19 protein-coding genes are annotated in these 21105 nt (G+C 63.4%); 7 read left to right on the top strand and 12 right to left on the bottom strand.

Annotated elements, in window-relative coordinates; translation table 11 throughout:
- The first annotated feature begins 65 nt into the window (after window positions 1-65).
- Window positions 66-1865 carry a phospholipase D-like domain-containing protein gene (locus tag DWB23_RS10210; RefSeq protein WP_121742695.1) on the top strand — a complete coding sequence of 600 codons (1800 nt, stop codon included), beginning with the start codon at window positions 66-68 and terminating at the stop codon, window positions 1863-1865.
- A gap of 52 nt (window positions 1866-1917) precedes the next feature.
- Entirely contained in the window at window positions 1918-2358 is a 441-nt protein-coding gene (locus DWB23_RS10205; RefSeq protein ID WP_121742694.1) for a DUF6653 family protein, read from the top strand.
- 1 nt (window position 2359) lies between these two features.
- Here DWB23_RS10205 and DWB23_RS10200 read toward each other — a convergent pair whose 3' ends face one another.
- The 7 genes from DWB23_RS10200 to DWB23_RS10170 all read right to left on the bottom strand — a co-directional run bounded on the left by DWB23_RS10200 (window position 2360) and on the right by DWB23_RS10170 (window position 11389).
- Window positions 2360-2794, bottom strand: a complete 435-nt coding sequence (locus DWB23_RS10200) for a metal-dependent transcriptional regulator (protein ID WP_121742693.1) — start codon at window positions 2792-2794, stop codon at window positions 2360-2362.
- 142 nt (window positions 2795-2936) lie between these two features.
- A complete protein-coding gene (locus DWB23_RS10195; RefSeq protein ID WP_121742692.1) occupies window positions 2937-3431 on the bottom strand; it encodes a M41 family metallopeptidase in 495 nt (164 codons plus the stop codon).
- A gap of 141 nt (window positions 3432-3572) precedes the next feature.
- Window positions 3573-4538, bottom strand: a complete 966-nt coding sequence (locus DWB23_RS10190) for a hypothetical protein (RefSeq protein ID WP_121742691.1) — start codon at window positions 4536-4538, stop codon at window positions 3573-3575.
- A 158-nt stretch (window positions 4539-4696) separates the two neighbouring features.
- The gene (gene sufD, locus DWB23_RS10185; protein ID WP_121742690.1) at window positions 4697-5917 is read right to left on the bottom strand and encodes a Fe-S cluster assembly protein SufD; all 1221 of its coding nucleotides are present in this window, start codon (window positions 5915-5917) and stop codon (window positions 4697-4699) included.
- 1 nt (window position 5918) lies between these two features.
- Window positions 5919-7349 (bottom strand): Fe-S cluster assembly protein SufB, encoded by a 1431-nt coding sequence (gene sufB / locus DWB23_RS10180; RefSeq protein WP_121742689.1) that lies wholly within the window; start codon window positions 7347-7349, stop codon window positions 5919-5921.
- A gap of 61 nt (window positions 7350-7410) precedes the next feature.
- Window positions 7411-8322 (bottom strand): ABC transporter ATP-binding protein, encoded by a 912-nt coding sequence (locus DWB23_RS10175; protein WP_121742688.1) that lies wholly within the window; start codon window positions 8320-8322, stop codon window positions 7411-7413.
- Window positions 8323-8659: 337 nt separating this feature from the next.
- Window positions 8660-11389, bottom strand: coding sequence for a DNA-directed DNA polymerase (locus DWB23_RS10170; protein ID WP_121742687.1), 2730 nt, complete (start codon window positions 11387-11389; stop codon window positions 8660-8662).
- A 141-nt stretch (window positions 11390-11530) separates the two neighbouring features.
- Here DWB23_RS10170 and DWB23_RS10165 point away from each other — a divergent pair, with 141 nt between their 5' ends.
- From DWB23_RS10165 to DWB23_RS10155, 3 genes are all read left to right on the top strand, one after another.
- Complete coding sequence (locus DWB23_RS10165) at window positions 11531-11713, top strand: DUF7331 family protein (RefSeq protein ID WP_121742686.1); 183 nt, start codon at window positions 11531-11533, stop codon at window positions 11711-11713.
- 90 nt (window positions 11714-11803) lie between these two features.
- The gene (locus DWB23_RS10160; RefSeq protein WP_238717384.1) at window positions 11804-12328 is read left to right on the top strand and encodes a DUF7322 domain-containing protein; all 525 of its coding nucleotides are present in this window, start codon (window positions 11804-11806) and stop codon (window positions 12326-12328) included.
- A gap of 68 nt (window positions 12329-12396) precedes the next feature.
- The gene (locus tag DWB23_RS10155) at window positions 12397-12876 is read left to right on the top strand and encodes a DUF7346 family protein (protein WP_121742685.1); all 480 of its coding nucleotides are present in this window, start codon (window positions 12397-12399) and stop codon (window positions 12874-12876) included.
- A 75-nt stretch (window positions 12877-12951) separates the two neighbouring features.
- On the opposite strand, the gene rad50 is transcribed toward DWB23_RS10155, so the two are convergent.
- The 3 genes from rad50 to DWB23_RS10140 form a co-directional block, all read right to left on the bottom strand.
- The gene (gene rad50 / locus DWB23_RS10150) at window positions 12952-15684 is read right to left on the bottom strand and encodes a DNA double-strand break repair ATPase Rad50 (protein ID WP_121742684.1); all 2733 of its coding nucleotides are present in this window, start codon (window positions 15682-15684) and stop codon (window positions 12952-12954) included.
- Complete coding sequence (mre11, locus tag DWB23_RS10145; protein WP_121742683.1) at window positions 15681-17075, bottom strand: DNA double-strand break repair protein Mre11; 1395 nt, start codon at window positions 17073-17075, stop codon at window positions 15681-15683. Before mre11 ends, rad50 begins: the two co-directional genes overlap by 4 nt.
- A gap of 564 nt (window positions 17076-17639) precedes the next feature.
- On the bottom strand, window positions 17640-17909 hold the full coding sequence (locus DWB23_RS10140; RefSeq protein WP_121742682.1) for a MarR family transcriptional regulator: 270 nt from the start codon (window positions 17907-17909) through the stop codon (window positions 17640-17642).
- Window positions 17910-18034: 125 nt separating this feature from the next.
- Between DWB23_RS10140 and pan1 the strand changes: the two genes are divergently transcribed.
- Entirely contained in the window at window positions 18035-19252 is a 1218-nt protein-coding gene (gene pan1, locus DWB23_RS10135) for a proteasome-activating nucleotidase Pan1 (RefSeq protein ID WP_121742681.1), read from the top strand.
- Between the two features lie 198 nt (window positions 19253-19450).
- Here pan1 and DWB23_RS22995 read toward each other — a convergent pair whose 3' ends face one another.
- Both DWB23_RS22995 and DWB23_RS22990 read right to left on the bottom strand, forming a co-directional pair.
- Entirely contained in the window at window positions 19451-19588 is a 138-nt protein-coding gene (locus tag DWB23_RS22995; protein WP_162989791.1) for a hypothetical protein, read from the bottom strand.
- 94 nt (window positions 19589-19682) lie between these two features.
- Window positions 19683-19856, bottom strand: a complete 174-nt coding sequence (locus DWB23_RS22990) for a DUF7556 family protein (protein ID WP_162989790.1) — start codon at window positions 19854-19856, stop codon at window positions 19683-19685.
- A gap of 241 nt (window positions 19857-20097) precedes the next feature.
- Here DWB23_RS22990 and DWB23_RS10130 point away from each other — a divergent pair, with 241 nt between their 5' ends.
- Window positions 20098-20652, top strand: a complete 555-nt coding sequence (locus DWB23_RS10130; protein ID WP_121742680.1) for a GMP synthase subunit A — start codon at window positions 20098-20100, stop codon at window positions 20650-20652.
- The last annotated feature ends 453 nt before the right edge of the window (window positions 20653-21105 follow it).

Below are 21105 nucleotides of genomic sequence, written 5' to 3'. Positions count from 1 at the left end.
ACTGCAAGGCCGGCCGCTGATTCCCCACCGAGTGCTTATATAGTAAGGGGCGGCCAGACCGATCGATGGACCTCCGGCGAACCGTTCTCGTTGCGTTCCTCGGATTCGGACTCGTCGCCGCCGGAACGACGGTGGGAGGGGTTACACCCGGCGAGACGGCGACGGACGAAGCGCCGCTACACCCGGAAGTCGGCGATATCGATCAGACCTGTCCCACCGGCGTGCCGGGGGCGGCCGACGGACGAGAGGGGATCGACGCAACGGACGCAACCGCGACTAACGCCACCGTCGCCGCTCCGCGGATCGTCGAACTGTATCCGAACCCGACGACGCACGGGAACGTCGGCGAGTATCTCGTCCTCGAGACGCCGCCGGAGACCCGCCTGGAGAACTGGACGCTCACCGACGGCCACACGACCGCCTCCCTTCCGAACGAGACCGTCTCCGGGCGCGTTGCGGTGAGTGCCGACCCCGACGCTACCGCGCGGCTCACCGCCCATTCCGTGCTCGAGTTCGAGGGCACGTTGCGACTCGCCGCCGATGGTGACGACCTCGAGCTTCGAAACGAGACGACGACGGTCGATACGGTCGCGTACGACCGTGCCCCCCTGGCCGAACGGTGGTATCGAAGCAACGCCGACGATCGCAAGGGGACGGCCAGTTCAACCCCCGCTGCGGGCGTCTGGCATCCTCGAGGAGCGACCTGTCTGCCAGTCTCGAGCGCTGACGTCGACGAGGCGACGGCCTTCGTCCTTCCCGACGCGCCCGAGATCCCGCGCGAGACGATCCGCGCGGCCGACGACCGACTCCTGCTCGCCGGCTACACGTTCACTTCCGAGAGGATCGCGGCCGATCTCGTCGAGGCTGCCGGACGCGGCGTCGACGTTGCGGTCCTCCTCGAGTCGAGCCCCGTCGGTGGAACGCCCCAGGCGACCGAACCGGTACTCGAAACGCTCGAGGCTGGCGGTGTTGACGTTCGCGTCACCGGCGGGGAGGGCGCTCGCTATCGCTACCATCACCCGAAGTACGCCGTCGCCGACGATCGGGTGTTGGTCACCAGCGAGAACTGGAAGCCGTCGGGCATCGGCGGTGCCTCGAGTCGCGGCTGGGGCGTTCGACTCGAAGACGCGACGCTCGCCGCCGATCTCGCGACGGTGTTCCGGACCGACTACGAGGGGTGGGATACCGAATCCGGCGCGACGCACCGGGAACGCACCTCGTTCGTCGACGATGAGGGTGTCGAGTCCGCCTCGAACGCGCTCCCCACCGAACACGAACCGGCGACGGTCCCGCTCGAGTCCGCTGAACTCCTCGTGGCCCCGGACAACGCAGAGGAGCGGGTGATCGAACTGCTAGCCGCGGCCGAGGACGAAATCCTCGTCAAACAGGCCAGTATCGCCGCGGACGCCGATGTTCTCGAGGAGACGATCGAGGCGGCCCGCCGCGGCGTCGACGTGAAAATACTGCTCGATTCGACGTGGTACCACGAGGAACAAAACGATGCGTTGGCGGACGAACTCAAGCGGATCGCCGCCGACGAGTCGTTGTCACTCGAGGTCACACTCGTCGAGGAGACCGACCGGTTCGAGAAGATACACGCGAAAGGCGTCGTCATCGATCGGGAGACGGCGATCGTCGGGAGTGCCAACTGGAACGAGAACTCCTTCGAGAACAATCGGGAGGTCCTCCTCGCGCTTCACGGCGAAGCGGTCGCGACGTACTACGCGGACGTGTTCGAAGCCGACTGGTCGGCCGACGGCGGATCGTGGCGGCTCCCGTTCGGCGTGACCCTCACCACCCTCGCCGCGCTCGCACTCGCGGCGTTCGTCGGCCGTCGGTACGTCCGGTTCGGAGATCCCGAGTGAGACGCGGCTGGAGCGTTTACGTTTATGGTTTCGGGCGACGTTCGCTCTCGAGATGATCAGTCAGCCCGACCCCGAAGCTGGCCTCGCGAACCGCCTGTTCTGGTCCCGTCACGCGAATCCGGGAAGCGTCTGGACGTTCGTCGGGGCGTACCTCCTGCTCGTTGCGTCGATCTACCGCCGGAGTCGGCCGCTGCTGGTCGGTACGCTCCTGTTCGTCGCCGTGAACCCGCTCCTCTTCTCCCCGCCGAAGACAGACGACGCGTGGGCGACGCGCGTCGTCCTCGCCGAACGGGTCTGGCTCGAGCGAGGACTGGTTTCCTCGAGTCACACCTGGTTCACGCTCGCCTGCGCGCCGGTTTACCTGTTCACGCTGCGCTCGGCCGCGAACCGGCAGCCGCTCAGAACGGGGGTGGGAACGGTCGCGTCGCTCGCGTTGATGCTCCTGTTTTTCGATCGAATGGCTCGACTCTACGAGGACGAACGGTCGGTCTAGCTCAGTCCAGACAGCCCTCGGGACCGACCTCTAGTCGCTCGCAGTAGTCCTGTTCCGGGTCGAAACAGTCCGGACACTCGCTGGGCCGGTCGATGATGGTATCGAGACGCCCGGCGACGGTATCGTCGATGACGCTCTCGAGCGCGCGCGCCTCCTCACGAAACTCCCCGACCTCGAGGACGTTCGCGAGGAATCGCTCGATGATGCAGTAGGTCTGGAGGGCGTCGTGGGCGCGTTCGATCCCCTCGTCGGTCAGGCTCGCACCCTTGTACTTCTCGTGTTCGACGAGCCCCCTGCCCTCGAGTTTGCCGATCATCTCGTTGACGCTGGCCGGACTGACCTCGAGTAGGTCCGCCAGCGTACCGGTCGATGCGGGCCCCTCTTCGATTCGTTGTGCGAGGTAGATCGCCTTGAGATATTGGTCTGCGGTGTTCATCGTATCCCTCCGTTGAGACCGTCCACTGCGGTAGTTTCGCGCCGGAACGCCACAGTCCGGGAGCCCGTACAGGTGCGTCTTTCCATCGTCGCGGTTGTGAGAGCACCGCACATCGAAGCGACCGTGTACCACACCGCGCCGATCATGCTCTGTACTCCATGATTTCGGTCACCTCTTCGACGCCCTCCCGTTCCTCCTCGCGAATGTCGTACAGCGTCTCGAGCAGTCGGTGGCGGTCGATGGCGAACTCGGCGTCGGAGGCCTCGATCGCATCGATCAGATCGTCGTAGAACTTGTAGGCCGTCTCCTCGTTCGCCAACTGATCGTAGAGGACGCCGTCGGTATCTTCGGGCGGTCCGTACTGGGCGTCGACTAATGCGTTGATCTCCTCGTAAGCGACCGTCTCAGCCTCGAGATCGTCGATCAGCGCCTCGAGTCGCTCGCGGTGATCGGCGGACTCCTCGGCGGCGTCGGCGAGCAACTCTCGCACCGCCTCGTCGACCTCCGCTCGCGCGTCCGGCGGGAGCGAGTCGAGGTGGTGGGCGGCGCGTGACTCGACGACTTCCTCCAGAACGACCCCGATCTGGAGGAGCCGAGTAAGCTGGTTGTCGCTCGAGACACGCTGTCCCAAACTCATATCACGTCGTCCGGGCCGCTGATACTTAACCGTCCCTACTCGATGGCTTCGGAGACCGGGATCACCGTCGGTGCCGTATCGACCGCGCAAACGTCGCACAGGTGCGGTCGGATAGTATATTCGGCTGGACGGTCCCCGAAGTCAGCCGCGATACCGCCACGCTCGCGCGCCGTCACCGCCGTCGACCACGTTGACCTGTTTGAGACCCTCCTTGATACACCGCCACCAGCCGTCGGCCGTTTCGTAGTCGGCCGGACACTCCGCGTACAGGGCCTCGACGAAATCCGACCGTCGCGCCGACCCCTCGTCTCGCACGTAAGCCAGCGCTCGACCGACGGCGCGGCGGCGCTTCTCGAGCGTCTCGCTCGAGCGACCCGGAACCGAGAGCGCGTCGAGATCGGTGATATCCTCGCCCGGGCGAACGTCGCTACTGGCGAGTCGGGTCGAAGACGCGTACTCGAGGCCCGTCTGGACGTCCCTGTCGAGGCGTTTTCGCGTACTCGCAACCGCCCGCCGGGAGAGTTCGTCGAGCCGCTCGGTCTCGACGGAGCCTAACACGCCGGCGTCTTCCAGCACCGGATCCTCCGGAATGCGCGCGACGCGCTCCGGCGTCAGGGTCGACGAGTCGACCGACCGTCCGCCGGAACTCGAGTTCGCCTCCGCCGCTCCCTCCGGCTCCGATTCCTCGCGCGTTCGATCGGCCGGGCCCGAGTCCGCGGCTTCCTCGGCCGACTGACCGCTCGAGTCAGGGCTCTGCCGAACGGTTCGAGGGGAGCCGCGGACTTCGAGCACCGACTCGTCGGTCGTTCGTGCCGCGTCGGTGGCCCGTTCGGGTCCGTCCGCTCGTGAGTCGCTCTCGTCGTTGCGATCGATGGTCTCCATGAGCGATGCGACCCGCTCCTCGAGATGGGCGAGTCGCGCATCGTAATCGGCCATCGACCGGTCTCGCTCCCCGCCGTGATCGGCTCGCTGCTCGGCCTCGATCGAGCCGCGATTCGCGATGATCCACCGGACGTACGCCTGCCGGCTCTCGAACCCGAACAGTTCCCGCTCCGCCTCGAGCGCGTCGACGAGATCGTCCTCGAGTTCGATTGAGAGGGCCCGCATGGTTCCGAGGTATCAGGTCCCGGTATAAAAGTCGTCGTCAGACGCGGCGAGGGCACGGAACTGATAGCGCTCGAGCGTCGAGTGAACAGCGCCCGCAAAACGATCCGGAGAGCGGTTCGATTCGGCTCTCGAAAACGAGAGTTCGGACGAGTTCCTCGTTACTCGCGTTCGCGGAGCCTCTCGGCGATCAGGCCTTCGAGGTCCTCGCGCAGTTCGTCGACGTCGACTTCCTCGAGAACGGGCACGAAGAAGCCCTCGACGAGCATGTTGCGCGCGGCGCGCGGGTCGACACCGCGGGAGGTCATGTAGAGTAGATCCTCCGCGTCGATCTGGCCGACCGTCGCGGAGTGGCTGGCCTCGGTGTCGTGGTTGTTGATGATCAGCTTCGGCGAGGCGTCCGCCTCGGACTCGTCCGAGAGCATCAGCGTGTTCTCGCGCTGGTAGGAGCTGGTGTCCCAGGCATCCCGTCCGACGTCCTGAACGCCCTCGTAGACCGAGCGGGCGACGTCGTCGGTGACGCCGCGGGTGACGAGGTCGGCCGTCGTGTGCTCGGCGCGGTGCCAGACCTTCACGTCGAGGTCGAAGTGCTGGTCGTTGTGACCGTAGAAGGCCCCGACGATCTGGGTCTCCGAGGAGTCGCCCTCGAGTAGCGTCGAGACCTCCGTCTTGGTCAACTGCGTGCCGAGGTTGCCCTCGATCCAGTCGATCGTGGCGTACGTGTCGGCGACGCCGCGCTTGAGGGTGAAGTTGTAGGCCTCCTCCGAGAGGTTCTGGAGGCTGCCGTACTGGACGTAGCTGTTCTCGCCGGCGGCGACCTCGACGATGCCGCTGTAGTACTGCTCCTCGGCTTTGGCACCAGTGGACTGGCGCTCGAGGATCGTGACCGAAGACGATTCCTCGGTGACCACGAGCGTGTAGTTAAACAGCGAGCGAGAGTTCTGTTCGGTCCGGATGGTGACGTCCTCGGCGTCGACGCCCTCGGGAACGTAGATGACCGTGCCGGTGCTAAAGAGGGCGGTCGAGAGCGCGGTCAGGTAGTTCTCCTGGGGATCGATGATCGAGCCGAAGTGCTCTTTCAGGAGGTCTTCGTGCTCCTGTACGGCCTCGGCCCACGGAAGCACGTCCGCTTCGTCGGGACCGACCTGATCCTTGTTTTCGGCGGCGTTCAGCGGGTCCACGAGCGACTCGAAGTCGAGTTCGTGGAGGTTCGTCCAGTCCCGCCCCGGCGTCCGGATGACGTCCGGCATGTCGAGGTCATCGAGGGCGTCGAGGGCCTCGAGACGGGTCTCCGTGAGCCACTCGGGCTCCCCGAGGTTGTCGCTGATTTCGCGCACCTGTGCGTCGGTCAGATTGGCGTGTACCTGTGTTCCTGCGCTCATATTATCCGAGGCTCCCCTCCATCTCGAGTTCGATGAGACGGTTGAGTTCGACCGCGTACTCGATCGGCAGTTCCTCCGTGATCGGCTCGATGAAGCCGGCGACGATCATCTTCTTGGCGTCGTCGTCGTCTAGTCCGCGCGACTGGAGGTAGAAGATGTCTTCGTCCCCGATCTTGCCGACGGTCGCCTCGTGAGCGACGTCGACCTTCGACTCCTCGATCTCCATGTACGGCATGGTGTCCGACGTGGATTCGTTGTCGAACATCAGTGCGTCACACTCCACCGCAGTCGAGGAGTTCTCGGCGCCATCGGCGATGTGGACGAGGCCGCGGTAGTTGGTGCGGCCGCCGTCCTTGGAGATCGACTTGGACTCGATGGTCGAACTGGTGTTCGGCGCGTTGTGGTAGACCTTCGCGCCGGTGTCGATGTTCTGGCCCTCGCCGGCGAAGGCGATAGTGATGTGGGTGTCCGTCGCGCCGCGACCCTTGAGGATCGTACACGGGTAGAGCATGGTCGCTTTGGATCCCATGCTGCCCGAGACCCACTCCATCGTCCCGTTTTCTTCGCAGATGGCGCGCTTGGTGTTCAGGTTGAACGTGTTCTTCGACCAGTTCTGGACGGTCGAGTACTGAACGTGAGCGTCCTCGCCGACGAAGACCTCGACGCCGCCCGAGTGGAGGTTGTGGCTGCCGTACTTCGGTGCGGAACAGCCCTCAATGTAGTGGACCTCCGACCCTTTCTCGGCGATGATGAGCGTGTGCTCGAACTGGCCCATCCCCTCCGAGTTCATGCGGAAGTAGGCCTGGACCGGCATCTCGACGGTGACGTCCTCGGGGACGTAGACGAACGAGCCGCCCGACCAGACGGCACCGTGGAGCGCGGCGAACTTGTTGTCGCTCGGCGGGACGCAGGTCGTCATGAAGTGCTCCTTGAGGAGCTCGGGGTGGTCCTGGACGGCCTTGTCCATGTTACAGAAGATGACCCCCTTCTCCTCCCACTGCTCTTGCATGTTCTGGTAGACGACCTCGGACTCGTACTGGGCACCGACGCCGGAGAGTGCGTTCTTCTCGGCTTCCGGAATGCCCAGTTTGTCGAACGTGTCCTTGATCTCGTCGGGCAGCTCCGTCCAGTCGTCGACGCCTTCGCGCTTGTCGACGTCCGGGCGGATGTAGGGAACGATCTCTTCGATGTCCAGTTCGGTCAGGTCGGGCTGGCCGGGCCAGTCCGTCGGCATCGGCATGTTCTGGTACTGCTCGAGCGCGCGGAGACGTCGCTCGAGCATCCAGTCGGGCTCGTCCTTGTCGTCGGAGATCATGCGAATGATCTCCTCGGTCAGGCCCTTGTCGGATTTCACCGCGGCGTTCTGGTCTTTCTTGAACTCGAACCGCGCTTCGGTGTCAGTGTCTTTCAGGTGATCTTGTTCGGAACTCATAATTTGATTGTGTATATGGTTACGGCTACAGGGTTATTACCGTTGTTCTAGCTGCATTCGGTTACGCCGTGCCGTAGACCTCTTCGCGGACCCAGTCGTACCCCTTGTCCTCGAGTTCCTCCGCGAGCGAGGCGTCGCCGCTTTTTGCGATCTGGCCGTCGATCATCACGTGGACGTGATCGGGTTCGACGTAGTCGAGGATTCGCTGGTAGTGGGTGATCTGGAGGATGCCGGTGCCCTCCTCGTCGCGCAGCGCGTTGATCCCGTTGGAGACGTCCTGCAGACGGTCGATGTCCAGCCCGGAGTCGATCTCGTCGAGAACGGCGATCGACGGCTCGAGGATGGCCGCCTGAAGGACCTCGTTCTGTTTCTTCTCGCCGCCGGAGAAGCCGGCGTTGAGGTAGCGCTGGGCGAACTTCTCGTCCATGTCCAGCGACTCCATTTTCTCCTGGAGGATCTGCTGGAACTCGGCGACGCCGACGTCGCCCTCGTCCACGTTGCCTTCCATCGGCGAGGTCTCGAAGCCTTCGTCCTCGTCTTCCTCGTCGTCCGCGTCGGCTTCGTCCTCGAAGAGTTCCTCGCGCTCGTCAATCTTGGCGTTGAGCGCCGTTCGGAGGAAGTTAGTCATGGTGACGCCGTCGATCTCGGCCGGGTACTGGAAGCCGAGGAAGATGCCGAGTGCGGCACGCTCGTTGGGCTCGAGGTCGAGGATGTTCCAGGTGCGCTGGTCCTCGTCGATCTCGATCTCGTCGCCGAACTCGCCCGCTTCGAGGTGGAGCAGCACTTCGCCCTCGGTGACCTCGTAGGCCGGGTGGCCGGCGATGACCTTCGCGGTCGTCGACTTCCCGGAGCCGTTGGGCCCCATCAGGGCGTGGATTTCGCCCGAATTGACCTCGAGGTTGACGCCCTCGAGGATTTTCTCGTCGCCCTCTGCTACTTCCGCGTGTAGGTTGTTCAGTTCGAGACGTGCCATAGTATTCTGTCGTCTGAATCGTGGGCCGTCTGACTCATAACGGTTTCGTATCCAATTGGATACGGTCCCACATCAGTAAAATAAGTTCCCGAAACGAAAACACCTGTTCCGTTCGAATAATAACTATCGGAACCGAGTTAGTAGCCTGCGGTCCGCGTTTACGATCGTCTGTCAACGAGTTCGCGACGGCTTCGAGGTGAACCGTCCCGGCGAACGATGTCCAGTACGAACTCGCCGAGGCAACTCGGTAGTCGGCGCCGGGCGACGGCCACTCGCGTCCGATCGGCCCGTGAATCGCGGCGTCCGATACGACAGCGAAACGAACCGATTCGGCCGATCACATGAAGTTGCTCAATCCGGTTTGCTCCTGGCCGCTTTTCACTTCCTCCCAAGACACGTCCAGCGCCTCGAGGATGCGCTCGATCGGTCCTTTCAGCGTCTTCTCGAGCATCGTGTCGTAATCGACCTCGAACGCGTCGGGAATCTGGTCTTCGTACTCGAAGCAGATCACGTCTGGATCGCGTTTGAACGCCCCGTAGAGGGGATCGGTACGGGCGTCGAACCCTTCCTCCGCCTCGAGTCGCTCGAAAAAGGACGGATCCACCCGCTTGAGATAGAGCCGTTTGGGTTTGCTGCCCCGCTGGAAGTTCGTCCCGAGCAGGAGGTTGGCGTACTTCGCGCCGCGAACCTGCGCCGTATCGGTGTCGTAATTGTCCAGTCGCTTACCGATGCCGCCGGGAATGCCGATCTCGTCGAGCGAGACCTCGCCGGCGCGCACGTCCTGGATGACCGCGTTCACGTACTCCTTTGCGCCCTCGATGTCACCCTCGCGGACGATCATCTCGATGACGCGGTGTTGGACTTCCTTGGTGATCGGCGCGATGTCCGAGCGCTTGTACTCGAAGCCGGTAATATCGACGTCGTCGACGTCCTTCCCCTCTTTCCAGATGATGTGGCCGGCGTAGCGTTTCTTCGTGCCGGCCTGGAAGAACCGCCGATAGAGTTTCTCGAACTCGATCTGGAACCGGTGCTCCTCGGCGTTGAGATCCTCGCGTGCGAAATCGTCGTAGCGCTCGTTGAGGTACTCCTCGATCTCGAACGACTGCTCGAGCGCGTCTGCTTTCGAGACGTCCTGTCCGAGTTCGAGCATGACCGAGTCCGTATCGCCGTAGGCGACCTGATAGTCGATCTCGTTCGCGGCGGATTCCGTGAACTCGATAACCTCGCGTCCGGTGGCCGTGATCGCGGACGCCGCTTCCTTGTCGTAGAGCCGGAACTGTTCCCAGCCCGACACGCCGTAGAGCGAGTTCATAATGACCTTCACCGCCCCTTGCTGGCGGTCGTACTGCTCGTAGGCTCTCGTGCCGGGATCGTACTGGTTTCGCTGGGACTTCTTTTCCTCGCGCTCGGCCAGCAGTTCGTTGATCATCTCCCGCATGACGCCGTCGGGCTCCTTGCGAAAGTGCGTCGGCTCGGGTCTGGTCGGCGCGATGAACGTTTCGCCGTCGTACTCGTCCGGATCGACCCGCGTCTCGGGCGAGGCGTTGACCGTCACCATACACATCGGGTACAGCGACTTCAGGTCGAGCACGGTGACGTTCTCTTTGACGCCCGTGATCGGATCGAACACCGCGCCGCCTTCGTACTCCTCGCCCGCCTCCTGTTGGCCCTTCGAGGGCAGCGCGAACCGTCCGTAGGCCTCGTGAAGGACGTACATGTCCACTGCATCTCCTGGGGTAGGGGCATCCTCGAGTTTGCAGCCGACGAACGAACGCACCTCGTCCCAGAAGGTGACGATCTCCTGTTGGCGGTCGAGTTCGACGCAGAGTTCGACGTCCCGCAGGTTGTACTCGAGCAGCCTCGTCGGATCGTCCTCCCAGAGGTCGCCGATATCCCCGGCGTAGCGTTCCTTGCCGACGCCGAGTTCCGCCTCGCCGACGGCGTCCAGCCGGTAGGAGTCGAGTTCGGAGAACACCGTCCGCTGGTAGGCATAGAGCAGGTCGAAGACGACTCGACCCTTGATGTCGGGACCGCCCCAGTTGCTCCGCCAGACTTCGTCGACTCGAGAGAGGCGGTCGATGGAGAGGTCGTAGTCGTGGGTCGGATCCTCGAGCACCTCGAGCCGGTCGAGGAAGTACGGCGCGTCGAAGTCCTCGAAGTTCCAACCCGTGAGGATGTCGGGGTCGGTTTCTCGGATGTAGTCGACGAACGCCTCGAGCATCGCCTCCTCCTCGTCGAAGCTCCGGATCTCGTGCTCGATATCGCTCTCGATCGGCTCGTAGTCCTCGATCTCCGTCGGAATCTCCCCGTCGCCGACGGGTGCCTCGTAGAGCCACATGATGTACTCGTCGCGGTAGGAGTCGTGACTCGTGAGACAGACGATCGGTTCCTCGCCGTCCTCCGGGAATCCCGCGCGGTCGTTGACCTCGATGTCGAAGGTGTTTACTCGCGGATCGACGTCGACGGCCGTCGCCTCGACCTCGTCGTGGGGGACGACCAGCGAGTCGTCGTCGGCGCGTCGCTCCGGAACGCGAATCCCGCTACGAACGTCCTTGTCGATCAGAAACCGATTCGGAAAGAGGATGTCGGCCTCGTAGTGGTCGAACTCGTCGCGGACCTGTCCGACGTCCCGCGGCGTCTGGCCGAAGATTTTGGTGAGCTTCTCGCCGCGGATGCTTTCGTAGGGCTCGCCGTCCTCGCCGACCTCGCGGCTCCCCGTGAGCCGATCGTACTGTTCCTCGGGCGGGCGTTCGAGGGAGTCCGTCGGCGCGTAGAAGTACGGTCGAAAACCGACGACCTGGACGTGCTCGAGGGTTTCCTCGGACGTGCGCCCGAACACGTGCATGATCGGGCGTTCTTCGTCGCCGTAGCCGGCGATGGTGTAGTCGACCTGCATCACGGCGAGTTCGAGCTCACCGGTCGCCTCGGGAAGCGTTTCCTCGACGACGTCGATCACCTCTCCGGCGCTCGATCCACCGTTTCCTGCGATGGCAACCGCTTCCTCGTCCGGTCGCTCGTCGGACTCACCGGAAAACTCCGTGAGTCCAGTTTGGCCCGCCTCAGTCATGGTCTCTGGATTGGCAGTCGCCGAATAAAAACCCCCACACTTCGATTCACGATTCCGTTCGTCCGGAACCCACCGCCCGGTCGCAATATTGCTGGGGCAACAAGACATATAACGTGGTAACACATACCATACAGTCAGGTGATGGAAGTGTCCACCCACATCAACGACGATACGACGGACCGAGGCGAGCCGTGTAGTGAGCCAGCGGGCACCGCGACCATCGAGTCCTACGAGACGGACGACGGAGTCGTCTTCTACGATTCCGAGAATCCGCTCGCGTGGGTAGAAACCTCCAGAACGTTCACCCTGACGGAACTCGCCTGAACTGGTCCGGCGCGCACACTTTCGGACAGTACACTGGTCCGTTCGCTTCGAACGCGAACGCTTTTTATTTGAGTTGCCCACTATCCATGTGTGGTATCAGATCGGACCGAGAACGAACCCGACGAGTACGATCCGGAAGCGGAGTTCAGGGACCCGGATAGCGACTCCATCACGATCCCACGCGTCCCGACGGAGGACGCCGGATCGGGCCTCTGGTCGGACCTGCGGTCGGAGATGGAGGCGGACGAAGCCGAGATTCCCGACCTGTCGAGCTCCGAAACGGACGTCGACGGCGAAACCCTCCGACACTTCTGGGCGCTGGTGTTCGTGATCAACGTCGCCGTCCTCGCGTTCGCACTCAGTCTGATGTTCCTGATTTTCGAGGGTAACGTCACGTACAGCGCCTATCTGTTGGCCGTCACCCTCGTCTTCACCGGGTTCGGCATTCGCCGCTATCGGAACTTCAAGCGCGCGACCGACGCTTCCTCGACGGCGGATAACCGGGACGACGACCCGGACGAACGAGAGTCCGAAGCGAGCGATGAACCGCTCGAACTCGAGGACGAACCCCTCGAAAGCGAACACTCCGACGACACCACCGCCGACTCGAAATAACTGGGGACAGCCGAAACTACTTGAGGGACGCTCTCCGAACACCAGTTACCGGACGATTCCGACCGATCATGAAAACCGTCCAAGACGACACCGGCAAACGATACCTGCTTCTCAAACGGTCCGAACACGCGAGTCTCGTGCGCGATCCACACAACGGAAACGAGTGTTACGTCCAGAACGACCGCCTGGAGGACCTCGACGACGAATCTCCGCTCGAGACCGCCGCCCGAAGCGTCTCCGGTCCGGTCCGAACGCTCGTTACGACCGTCCACGACGAGGCAACCCTCGGCCTTCTGATCGAACTCGAGAGCCGCGGACCGCTCGCCGTGAGAACGGTGCTCAACGCCTACGACTTCTGTGAGAGCGATCTCCACGGTCGTTTCACGGTCTTGTCAACCGCCGACCTGATCGAAGAGACGGAGGTCGCTGGCGAGCGCGGCTATCGAATTACCGAGACGTGTAAGCAGGCGCTCGAATCGATCCGCACGGACGAAACCAACCCGGACGCGGTCGCCGAGGCGGCGACTGAAACGTCTAATACGTCATAACGGCAGGAGAGCACAGCCGGCGGTCACCGGCACGATTGCTGTCTTCCGCTGCTCGATTCGTACGTCGAGTAGCTCCTAGTCGGACGTGAGTAGCGCGATTTCCGGCGGTTCGCCGGACTCGAGGCGCGAGCGATTCGAGGTCGCATCCTTCTCCACGCGGACGATCGAGTCCGCTGCGCCGACGAGTTCCTCGTCGTGGCTGACGACGACGATCTGTTCGACGCCGAGATCCCGCATGGATTCGATCAGCGAAACGAGTTGAGTGACGTGGCCGGAATCGAGGAAGACCGTCGGTTCGTCCAGAATCAGCGGCGGTAGCGGTGCCGTTCCCTTGACCCCCTCGGCGAGTAGCCGATAGATCGCACACCGCAGGCTGAGGTTGAACAGCGCCCGTTCACCGCCCGAAAGCTGTTCGGGCTCGAGCGCCTCGCCGTCCTTCTGGTAGACGGTCAGTCGGTACTGCCCGTCGAGGTCGATCGCCGCGTAGGAGTCGTTCTGATAGACCAGTTCGAACGTCTCGTTGAGCAGCCGTTCGAGGGTCTCGACGTTGCGCTGACGCAGTTCCGCCCGGAGGTCCGCATACGTCGCCTGCAGCGTCTCGGCTTCGTCGTACAGCGAGTCGAGTCGCTCACATCGCTCCTCGAGGGCTTCGAGTTCCTCGCGTCGCTCCTCGAGTTCCTCGAGTTCCCGTTCGACGGCTCCGATCGCGTTCTGGAGGTTCGTCCGCTTCGCCTCGAGATCCTCGAGTTTCGCGTCGACCTTCTCGAGGTAGTTCTCGGCGTTTTGCCTGTCCGTACGGGCCGTCTCGATGCGTTCCTCGTCGAACTCCGACTCGAGCTCGCGCTTGCGCTCGCGTTTGCTCGAGAGCGTCTCGCGGCGCTCGTCGTTCATCGTCTGCCAGTCCCGGCGACGCTCCCGGAGGTTTTCGACGTCGGTCGCGAGATCGGCGCGCTCGACGTCGATCTCGGCGACGCGGCGCAGCGACTCGAGATCGTCCTTGATCTCGCCGCGCTCGGTGTTGATCGATCCGAGTTCGGATCGAATGTCGTCGACCTCTCTATCAAGGTCCGCGGCTCTCGCGCGGTTCTCCTCGGCGTCGGTCTCGTACTGTTCCGCGTCCTCGCGCAGACGGTCGCGCTGCTCGCGTCGGTTCTCGAGCGTCTCGCGCTTTTCCGCGACCAGCGTCTCGATGTTGTCGCGGTTCTCTTCGAGTCGGTCGACCCGTCGTTCGGCCTCGCGGAGTTCCTCGGCGCGCTCGATCCGCTCGTCGAGGTCGTCGCGGTCGTCCTCGAGCCGCTCGAGTCGATCCTCGAGGTCGGCGAGTTCCTCGCGCTTCTCGGCTAACACGTCGACGTGGGGCGAGTCTTCGACCGGTTGGCCGCATTCGGGACACTTGCCCTCCTCGAGCAGCGCTTCGCCCTCCTCAATGGCGTTTTCGACGGTCCGGATATCCGCCGTGATATCGCCGATCTCGTCGGTCAGTTCCTCGCGGTCGGTCTCGAGGGATTCGAAGTGAGCGGTTGCCTCGCCGAACTCGACCGGTGCGTCGGCGGTTTCACCGCCTTCCCGAGGCGTCGGAGACGCCTCGCCGCTGTCGAACTGTTCGCGCGCCGTCTCGATCTGTTCCTCGAGATCCTCCAGATCCGCCTCGCGATCCTCGATGGCCTCCTCGTCGGTTTCGAGCGTCGCCTCGAGTTCGTCGGCCTCCTCGCGAGCGTCCACCGCCTGGGACTCGAGGTCGTCGGCCTCCTCGCGAAGGCGTTCGATCTCGCCGCTGGTCTCCGTGATCGAGACGCGCACCTCCTCGAGGTCGTCCCGGAGGTCTTCGTCGCGGGCTTCGAGTTCGCGGATGCGCTCCTCGACTGCGTCGTCTCCGCCGTCCGCCCCGGGGTCGAGTTCGACGTCCGCTAGCAGTTCGTCGCGCTCGGCTGCGAGCTCCTCGCGTCGCTCCTCGAGGTCTCGAATCTCCGCTTTGGCGTCCTCGCGTTCGCGTTCGGTCGCTTCGATCTTCGATCGGAGGTCGTCGATCTCCGTCTCGAGCGTCTCGATCTCCTCGCGGGTCTCCTCGTGGCGCTCGAGGACGTCTTCGGCGGTCTCGAGCGTATTTCTGGCCTGCTCGCGCTGGGCCTCGTAGTTCTCGATCTCCTCGGCTACGTCCGCGCGACGGGTCTCGAGGCCGTTCAGTCGCTCGTGGAGCTCCTTGTCCTCCTTCTGTTCGACCTGCTGGCGGACGTTCTCGAGGACCTCCCGCTGGCCGTCGAGTACGGTCTTGACGCCCAGCCGAGCGTCGCTAGCTCGCTCGCGGTAGTCCTCGAGCGCCCCCAACTGGAGGAGGTCGTCGATCATGTCCTGTCGATCGCTCGGCGAGGCGTGGATGAGCTTGTTGACCTCGCCCTGGCGGACGTACGCGCAGTTGACGAACGCCTCGGCGTCCATCCGCAGGAGTTCGGTGACCTCCCGGCGAACGTCGCGAGCGCCCTCGATCGTCTCCCCGGGCGTCTCGAGGACGCACTTCGTGGTCGTCGCGCGATCCCCTCTGAGCTTGAGGTGGCGCTCGACGCGGTACTCGCGGCCGTCGTGGGTGAATCGGAGTTCGACCTCCGTCTCCTCCTCGCCGGTCGTGATCACGTCGTCGAGCGTGCGATCGTCCAGCGCCTTCGAGCCGTAGAGGGCGAAGAAGGTCGCCTCGAGCAGCGTCGACTTTCCGCTGCCGTTGACGCCGTGAACGATGGTGACGCCGCGCTCCAAGCCGAGTTCGGCCTCGCCGTAGCACTTAAAATTCAGCAGTCGGAGCCGGTCGACTCTCACGCGAAATCACCCAGCGATGCGGTGTCGGCATCGGCCGGTTCGTCGCTTTTCGTATCGTCGTCCGTCCCGGCTGCGTCCACCGCCGTGTCGTCGTCCGGCGGCCTCTCGTCGGTTGCAGCGCTATCTGTCGATGTCTCGTCGGCTGTGTCGCCCTCAGCGGCCGCTTCCTCGGTCGCGTCGGTCTCGCCCGTCGCTTCGTCCGCTGTAAGCTGGTCCGCAACCGTCGTCACGTCCTCGTCCGCCGGCTCGCGTTCCGGGGCGGGGACGAACGCGGCCGCATCGTCCTCGAGCTGCTCGCGGACGCGCCGTTCGACGGTCTCGCGGACGTTCGAATCGACCAGTTCGTCGTTCCGAACGGTCTCGTCGATGTCGAGGGCGGCGTCGCTCAATCCGAGTTCGCGAACGCGCTCGCGGACGGCGGCGTCGGGATCGGCGAAGCTCACCGACACCTCCTCGTCCTCGTCGGGCAGTTCCCGGCGGTCGTTTACGCGGGCGATGAGCGCGCCGCGATCGATAGCCGCCTCCTCGATCGTCGCCGGCGTGATCGGTCGGCCCTCGCCCTCGAGCGTCACGATGACGACGGCGTCCGCCAGGTCGTGCTGGCGAACGCGTTCTTGCACGCGGTCGACTCCCTCGCCGTCCTCGAGTTCGACGTCGACGAAGACGAACTCGCGCGTGTCGGTGAGTCCGCGGCGGCTGATCGCGACCGACGCGTCTCCGTCGCGTTCGAAGTCGACGAGGTTGTAGCCCCGGTCCTCGCGTTCGCTCGCGCTCGCCCGTTCGGTCGAGCCGCAGTAGGTAACCCACGTGTCCAATACGTCCGCGGTGTCGGGTTTGTGGTTGTCGCCGAGCAGGACGGCGTCGAACTCGACCGTCGACTCCTCGAGGAGCCGTTCGGTGTCCCAGTCGGCGTGGGCGAACGGCTCGAACAGCCCGTGGCTCACGAGGGCCGCGTGTTCGGCCGCCTCGGGAACGGGGGCGAACTCGTACTCGAGGGCTTCGCGTCGCGACCGGGGGACGAAATCGAGGCCGTAGACGGCGACGTCGTCGACGATTTCGGGTTCGGCACCGAGTCGCGTCGCGAGTCCGAGATCGGCGAAGAGATCGAGCCACTGTGCGTCGCGTTTGCCCTCGTGATTTCCGACGACGGCGAGAAAGGGGATCTCGGCGTCGGCGAGCGTTCGGAGGATCTCGACGGTGCCCTGCAGGTCGACCAGTCCCGGCCGTCGATCGTGAAAGAGGTCGCCGGCGTGGATCACGGCGTCGACGTCCTCGGCGACCGCGTCCTCGACGACGGATCGAAAGGCCTCGAGAAAGTCCCGGCGTCGCTCGGGCGCGTTGTACTGTTGGTACCCGATGTGGGTGTCGCCCGTATGTATCACCCGTGTCATTGTCCGTTCGTTGGCAGGCCCGCCCTAAAGGGGTTCCGCGACCGAACTGAAAGTGAAACGAAGTTCGTACAGTAGTGGGGTCTCCTGTGAGCGAAAAAAGACCCCCACAACAGCCGATTGGCAGCATTTCGTGCAGTGGCGCGCGCTGTCGTCCGACCGAACGATAGTGAGGGCGGTCGATACACCGTGCGAGGGATGAACGAGCGACTTTCGGGAGCGAGTGAATCGGCTGGGGAGGATGTGGAGTCCCTAGCCGCCAGTGTGATCAACTCGTAGGCGAGCGTTCTGCAAACGTGGACACGAGGATTTCCACCTCCTCCCCAGCCGATTCGTTCAGTCGCTACGCTCACTCACTCATCCCTCGCACGGTGTTGAGTCGCGTCTCGTTAGTCACTCGCCGCGACTCGGCGCGCGCCACCGCGCACCCAAAATCGGTATCCGGAGCTCGAGGGAGTCCGGAGCCCGGAATAGAACGTCGGGAAGCCGTAACGACCGATCGAACCAGAATAGAAGGATCGGAGGAGGAAAACGAACCGTCGACGCGTCGATCGTCCGACCGTCTATTCAGGCCTCGATATCGAGGCTGTACAGTCGTTTGCGGGCGTCGGAAAACGAAAATCGCGAGTCGATGACGCTCTCCTCGTCGAGGCGGTTCAGGGCGTAGCGCACCGTCCGCGACGGCAGCAGCGTCTCGTCGGCGATCTGCTGTTGGGTCATCGTGTCGTTGTACTCGAGCACCTTCGCGACGAGTTTGGCACTCGGCGGTAGCTCTCTGACATCGTCCCACGTCCCCCGGTTGTCGGTTTCTTGTCGCAACGACTCTGAAGCACTCATCACTACCCCGTTTCGGATACAAGCTGATAATATTTTCTGTTTCGATAAATGCCCAGTGGTTATATTTTTGGCCGCCGGTGCACCTACCCGAAGTCTCTTATGAACCAACACCCAAAGGACGGGTGATGAGCGACACCGTGGACGACGTCGACCTCCCATACGACGAGGACGAGGCGTCCCAACAGGAGAAGATCCAGACGCTCGAGGAACGGCTGGAGATCCTCGAGGCGCAAAACGAGGAGATGCGGGACAAGCTCCTCGACGCCAACGCCGAGAATAACAAGTACCAGCAGAAACTCGAGCGGTTAACTCACGAGAACAAGAAACTTAAGCAGTCACCGCTGTTCGTCGCCACCGTCCAGGAGATCACGGACGAGGGCGTCATTATCAAACAGCACGGGAACAACCAGGAGGCACTGACGGAGGTCACGGACGAACTGCGTGAGGAGATCGACCCCGACGCCCGGGTCGCAGTCAACAACTCGCTCTCGATCGTCAAGTCCCTCTCGAACGAGACCGACGTGCGCGCTCGCGTGATGGAGGTCACCGAGAGCCCGGAAGTCAGCTACGAGGACATCGGCGGACTCGAAGAGCAGATGCAGGAGGTCCGCGAGACCGTCGAGATGCCCCTCGAGAAGCCGGAGATGTTCGACGACGTCGGAATTGATCCGCCGAGCGGCGTCCTCCTGTACGGTCCGCCTGGGACCGGCAAGACGATGCTCGCCAAAGCCGTCGCCAACCAGACCGACGCCACCTTCATTAAGATGGCCGGCTCGGAACTGGTCCACAAATTCATCGGCGAGGGCGCGAAGCTCGTCCGCGACCTGTTCAAGGTCGCCCGCGAGCACGAACCCGCCGTCATCTTCATCGACGAGATCGACGCCATCGCCGCCAAGCGAACGGAGTCCAAAACGTCGGGCGACGCCGAGGTTCAGCGGACGATGATGCAGTTGCTCTCGGAGATGGACGGCTTCGAAGAGCGTGGCGAGATCCGGATCATCGCCGCGACTAACCGCTTCGACATGCTCGACCGCGCGATCCTTCGCCCCGGTCGATTCGACCGCCTCATCGAGGTCCCCAAGCCGAACGCCGAGGGTCGCGAGATCATCTTCCAGATCCACACCCGCGGGATGAACGTCGCCGACGACGTCGACTTCGCGGAACTGGCCGAAGACGCCGATGAGGCCTCCGGTGCCGACGTCAAGGCCGTCTGTACGGAAGCCGGAATGTTCGCCATCCGCGACGAGCGTACCGAAATTCGGATGGAGGACTTCCGCAACGCCTGGGAGAAGGTTCAGGCAGACTCGGACGAGACCGACGAAGTCTCGAAGACCTTCGCCTAGACCGGTCGTTTTTCGCCGTCCCGTCGGTGGCCCCGATTTCCGTCGACTCGAGAGCGACTTTGCCGGCGGTTTCAGTCCGCGGACAAGACCGTAGCGCTCACTCGAGGGTGACGAACTACAGAGGCCGACTCGCAAAACGGTCGGAACGGCGCGGCGCGGATCTGCGAACGGGGTGGCCTCGAGACCTCGATTACGGCGCTATAGCGCCGCAAAGACCAGCCACGGGACGATAAACAGCGCCACCGTCAACACGGCGAGGATCAGTAGATAGCCGAGACCCGTTCCGGCCGCGGTGATCCACGACGGATGCTCGAACTCGTTGAGATCGACTGCCATACCGGTATCGTTCGGTGAGAACAGCATAAACGTACCGGAACCGGGGACGACCCCGGCTTCCGAGCGGCTACAACGGACGGTCAGCGACGGTCCGTTACCGCCACGTTTCCAGCGAGACGGCATCTCGCTCGGCCATCGAAAGCCACACGTCGTCGCGTGCGATATCGGCGATAACGAGCTGCGAGCGTCCGTCGATTTCATCGATTGCAGCGACGACGTCGCTGTCGTCTACAGGCAGACTCCCGATAGACTCGGCCTCGAGTGTCATATGTGGCGGTACTCCACCCGCATGCATGAACGTTTTGGTATGCGTCCAGTCACTGCTGGAAGAAGTCACTGTATCGGCCAGAAAGAGTGAAAATAGCAATAATTATCACGATATGTGGACGGTACGGTCGTGATCGACAACCACTGACGAGAGACGCGTCGGAGCGTCCGGTAGCCGAGTCGCGCCGAACGGAGATCGGTTTCCGGACCGTTTTTACCGGGTGACTGGCTAGGCATACCTAATGACGAAAATCGTCGTGGTGGACAATCACGGCCAGTTCACCCACCTAGAGCGCCGAGCGCTTCGCGACCTCGGCGTCGACACGGCGTTGATCGACAACGAGACACCACCCGAAGACGTCGATGCCGACGGCGTGGTTCTCTCGGGCGGCCCGGATATGGACCGGATCGGCAAGTCCGTCGAGTACCTCGAGGCGGACGTCCCGGTGCTCGGCATCTGTCTCGGCATGCAGCTGATCGCCGACGAACTGGGCGGTCGCGTCGGGGGCGGCGAGTACGGTGGCTACGCCGACGTGAACGTCGACATCGTCGACAGCGACGACCCGCTGACCGGCTCGCTCCACCCCGAAACTCGGGTCTGGGCGAGTCACGCCGACGAGGTCAAGGAACTGCCCGCGGGATTCGAACTGACGGCCCGAAGCGACGTCTGCGACGTCGAAGCGATGAGCGACACCGACCGCGACCTCTACGGCGTCCAGTGGCACCCCGAGGTCGCCCACACCGAGCAGGGCGACGAAATCTTCGAGAACTTCCTCGAGATCTGCGAATCGCAGTAGTGACCCGCCCGAGCCGAACACTGGTTCTTCTGTCGCCGTTGAAATTCCGACGAGTGATCGATCCGCCGCCGCGACGGTATACGGGTGAACCGTACACCACTCGGTACAGACCGCGCAGCCCGCAGAGCGATGGTCCCGAAAACTCGGCGCGTACCAGAACGGAGTACCGGAGGTGTTTTGTAGCGGTGGAAAAGAGGGGCGAATAGGCGGCACGGTCAGGCAGCCACCTTTCGACTCGCGTGGTTTCCACGTGTAGTCACGTTGACTGACCTACCCCGTCTCTTTACTACCCACGAGCGGCCGCTATTGCCGCCAGAGAAGATACCGATCCGACGACGCCAGGAATGCAGCCATGGGAGCCGTTTGTGGGAGACGCGCAACTGCGTCATCACTCCCAACATCTCCTTCACGGGGGTGTCGGTAACACCGGTGTTAGGTAGTATCGATCGTGTC

It is taken from the genome of Natronorubrum halophilum (assembly GCF_003670115.1).
GTDB classification, from domain to species: domain Archaea; phylum Halobacteriota; class Halobacteria; order Halobacteriales; family Natrialbaceae; genus Natronorubrum; species Natronorubrum halophilum.
The sequence above is the reverse complement of the archived record's forward strand: the minus strand, read 5'-3'. Positions and strand labels throughout refer to the sequence as shown.

Coding starts and splice junctions, on each gene's coding strand:
- DWB23_RS10210 (WP_121742695.1), top strand. CDS start 66: ATGGACCTCCGGCGAACCGTTCTCGTTGCGTTCCTCGGATTCGGACTC.
- DWB23_RS10130 (WP_121742680.1), top strand. CDS start 20,098: ATGACGAAAATCGTCGTGGTGGACAATCACGGCCAGTTCACCCACCTA.
- DWB23_RS10205 (WP_121742694.1), top strand. CDS start 1,918: ATGATCAGTCAGCCCGACCCCGAAGCTGGCCTCGCGAACCGCCTGTTC.
- DWB23_RS10165 (WP_121742686.1), top strand. CDS start 11,531: ATGGAAGTGTCCACCCACATCAACGACGATACGACGGACCGAGGCGAG.
- DWB23_RS10195 (WP_121742692.1), bottom strand. CDS start 3,431: ATGAGTTTGGGACAGCGTGTCTCGAGCGACAACCAGCTTACTCGGCTC.
- DWB23_RS22995 (WP_162989791.1), bottom strand. CDS start 19,588: ATGGCAGTCGATCTCAACGAGTTCGAGCATCCGTCGTGGATCACCGCG.
- mre11 (WP_121742683.1), bottom strand. CDS start 17,075: ATGACACGGGTGATACATACGGGCGACACCCACATCGGGTACCAACAG.
- pan1 (WP_121742681.1), top strand. CDS start 18,035: ATGAGCGACACCGTGGACGACGTCGACCTCCCATACGACGAGGACGAG.
- DWB23_RS22990 (WP_162989790.1), bottom strand. CDS start 19,856: ATGACACTCGAGGCCGAGTCTATCGGGAGTCTGCCTGTAGACGACAGC.
- DWB23_RS10190 (WP_121742691.1), bottom strand. CDS start 4,538: ATGCGGGCCCTCTCAATCGAACTCGAGGACGATCTCGTCGACGCGCTC.
- DWB23_RS10155 (WP_121742685.1), top strand. CDS start 12,397: ATGAAAACCGTCCAAGACGACACCGGCAAACGATACCTGCTTCTCAAA.
- sufD (WP_121742690.1), bottom strand. CDS start 5,917: ATGAGCGCAGGAACACAGGTACACGCCAATCTGACCGACGCACAGGTG.
- DWB23_RS10170 (WP_121742687.1), bottom strand. CDS start 11,389: ATGACTGAGGCGGGCCAAACTGGACTCACGGAGTTTTCCGGTGAGTCC.
- DWB23_RS10140 (WP_121742682.1), bottom strand. CDS start 17,909: ATGAGTGCTTCAGAGTCGTTGCGACAAGAAACCGACAACCGGGGGACG.
- DWB23_RS10175 (WP_121742688.1), bottom strand. CDS start 8,322: ATGGCACGTCTCGAACTGAACAACCTACACGCGGAAGTAGCAGAGGGC.
- sufB (WP_121742689.1), bottom strand. CDS start 7,349: ATGAGTTCCGAACAAGATCACCTGAAAGACACTGACACCGAAGCGCGG.
- DWB23_RS10200 (WP_121742693.1), bottom strand. CDS start 2,794: ATGAACACCGCAGACCAATATCTCAAGGCGATCTACCTCGCACAACGA.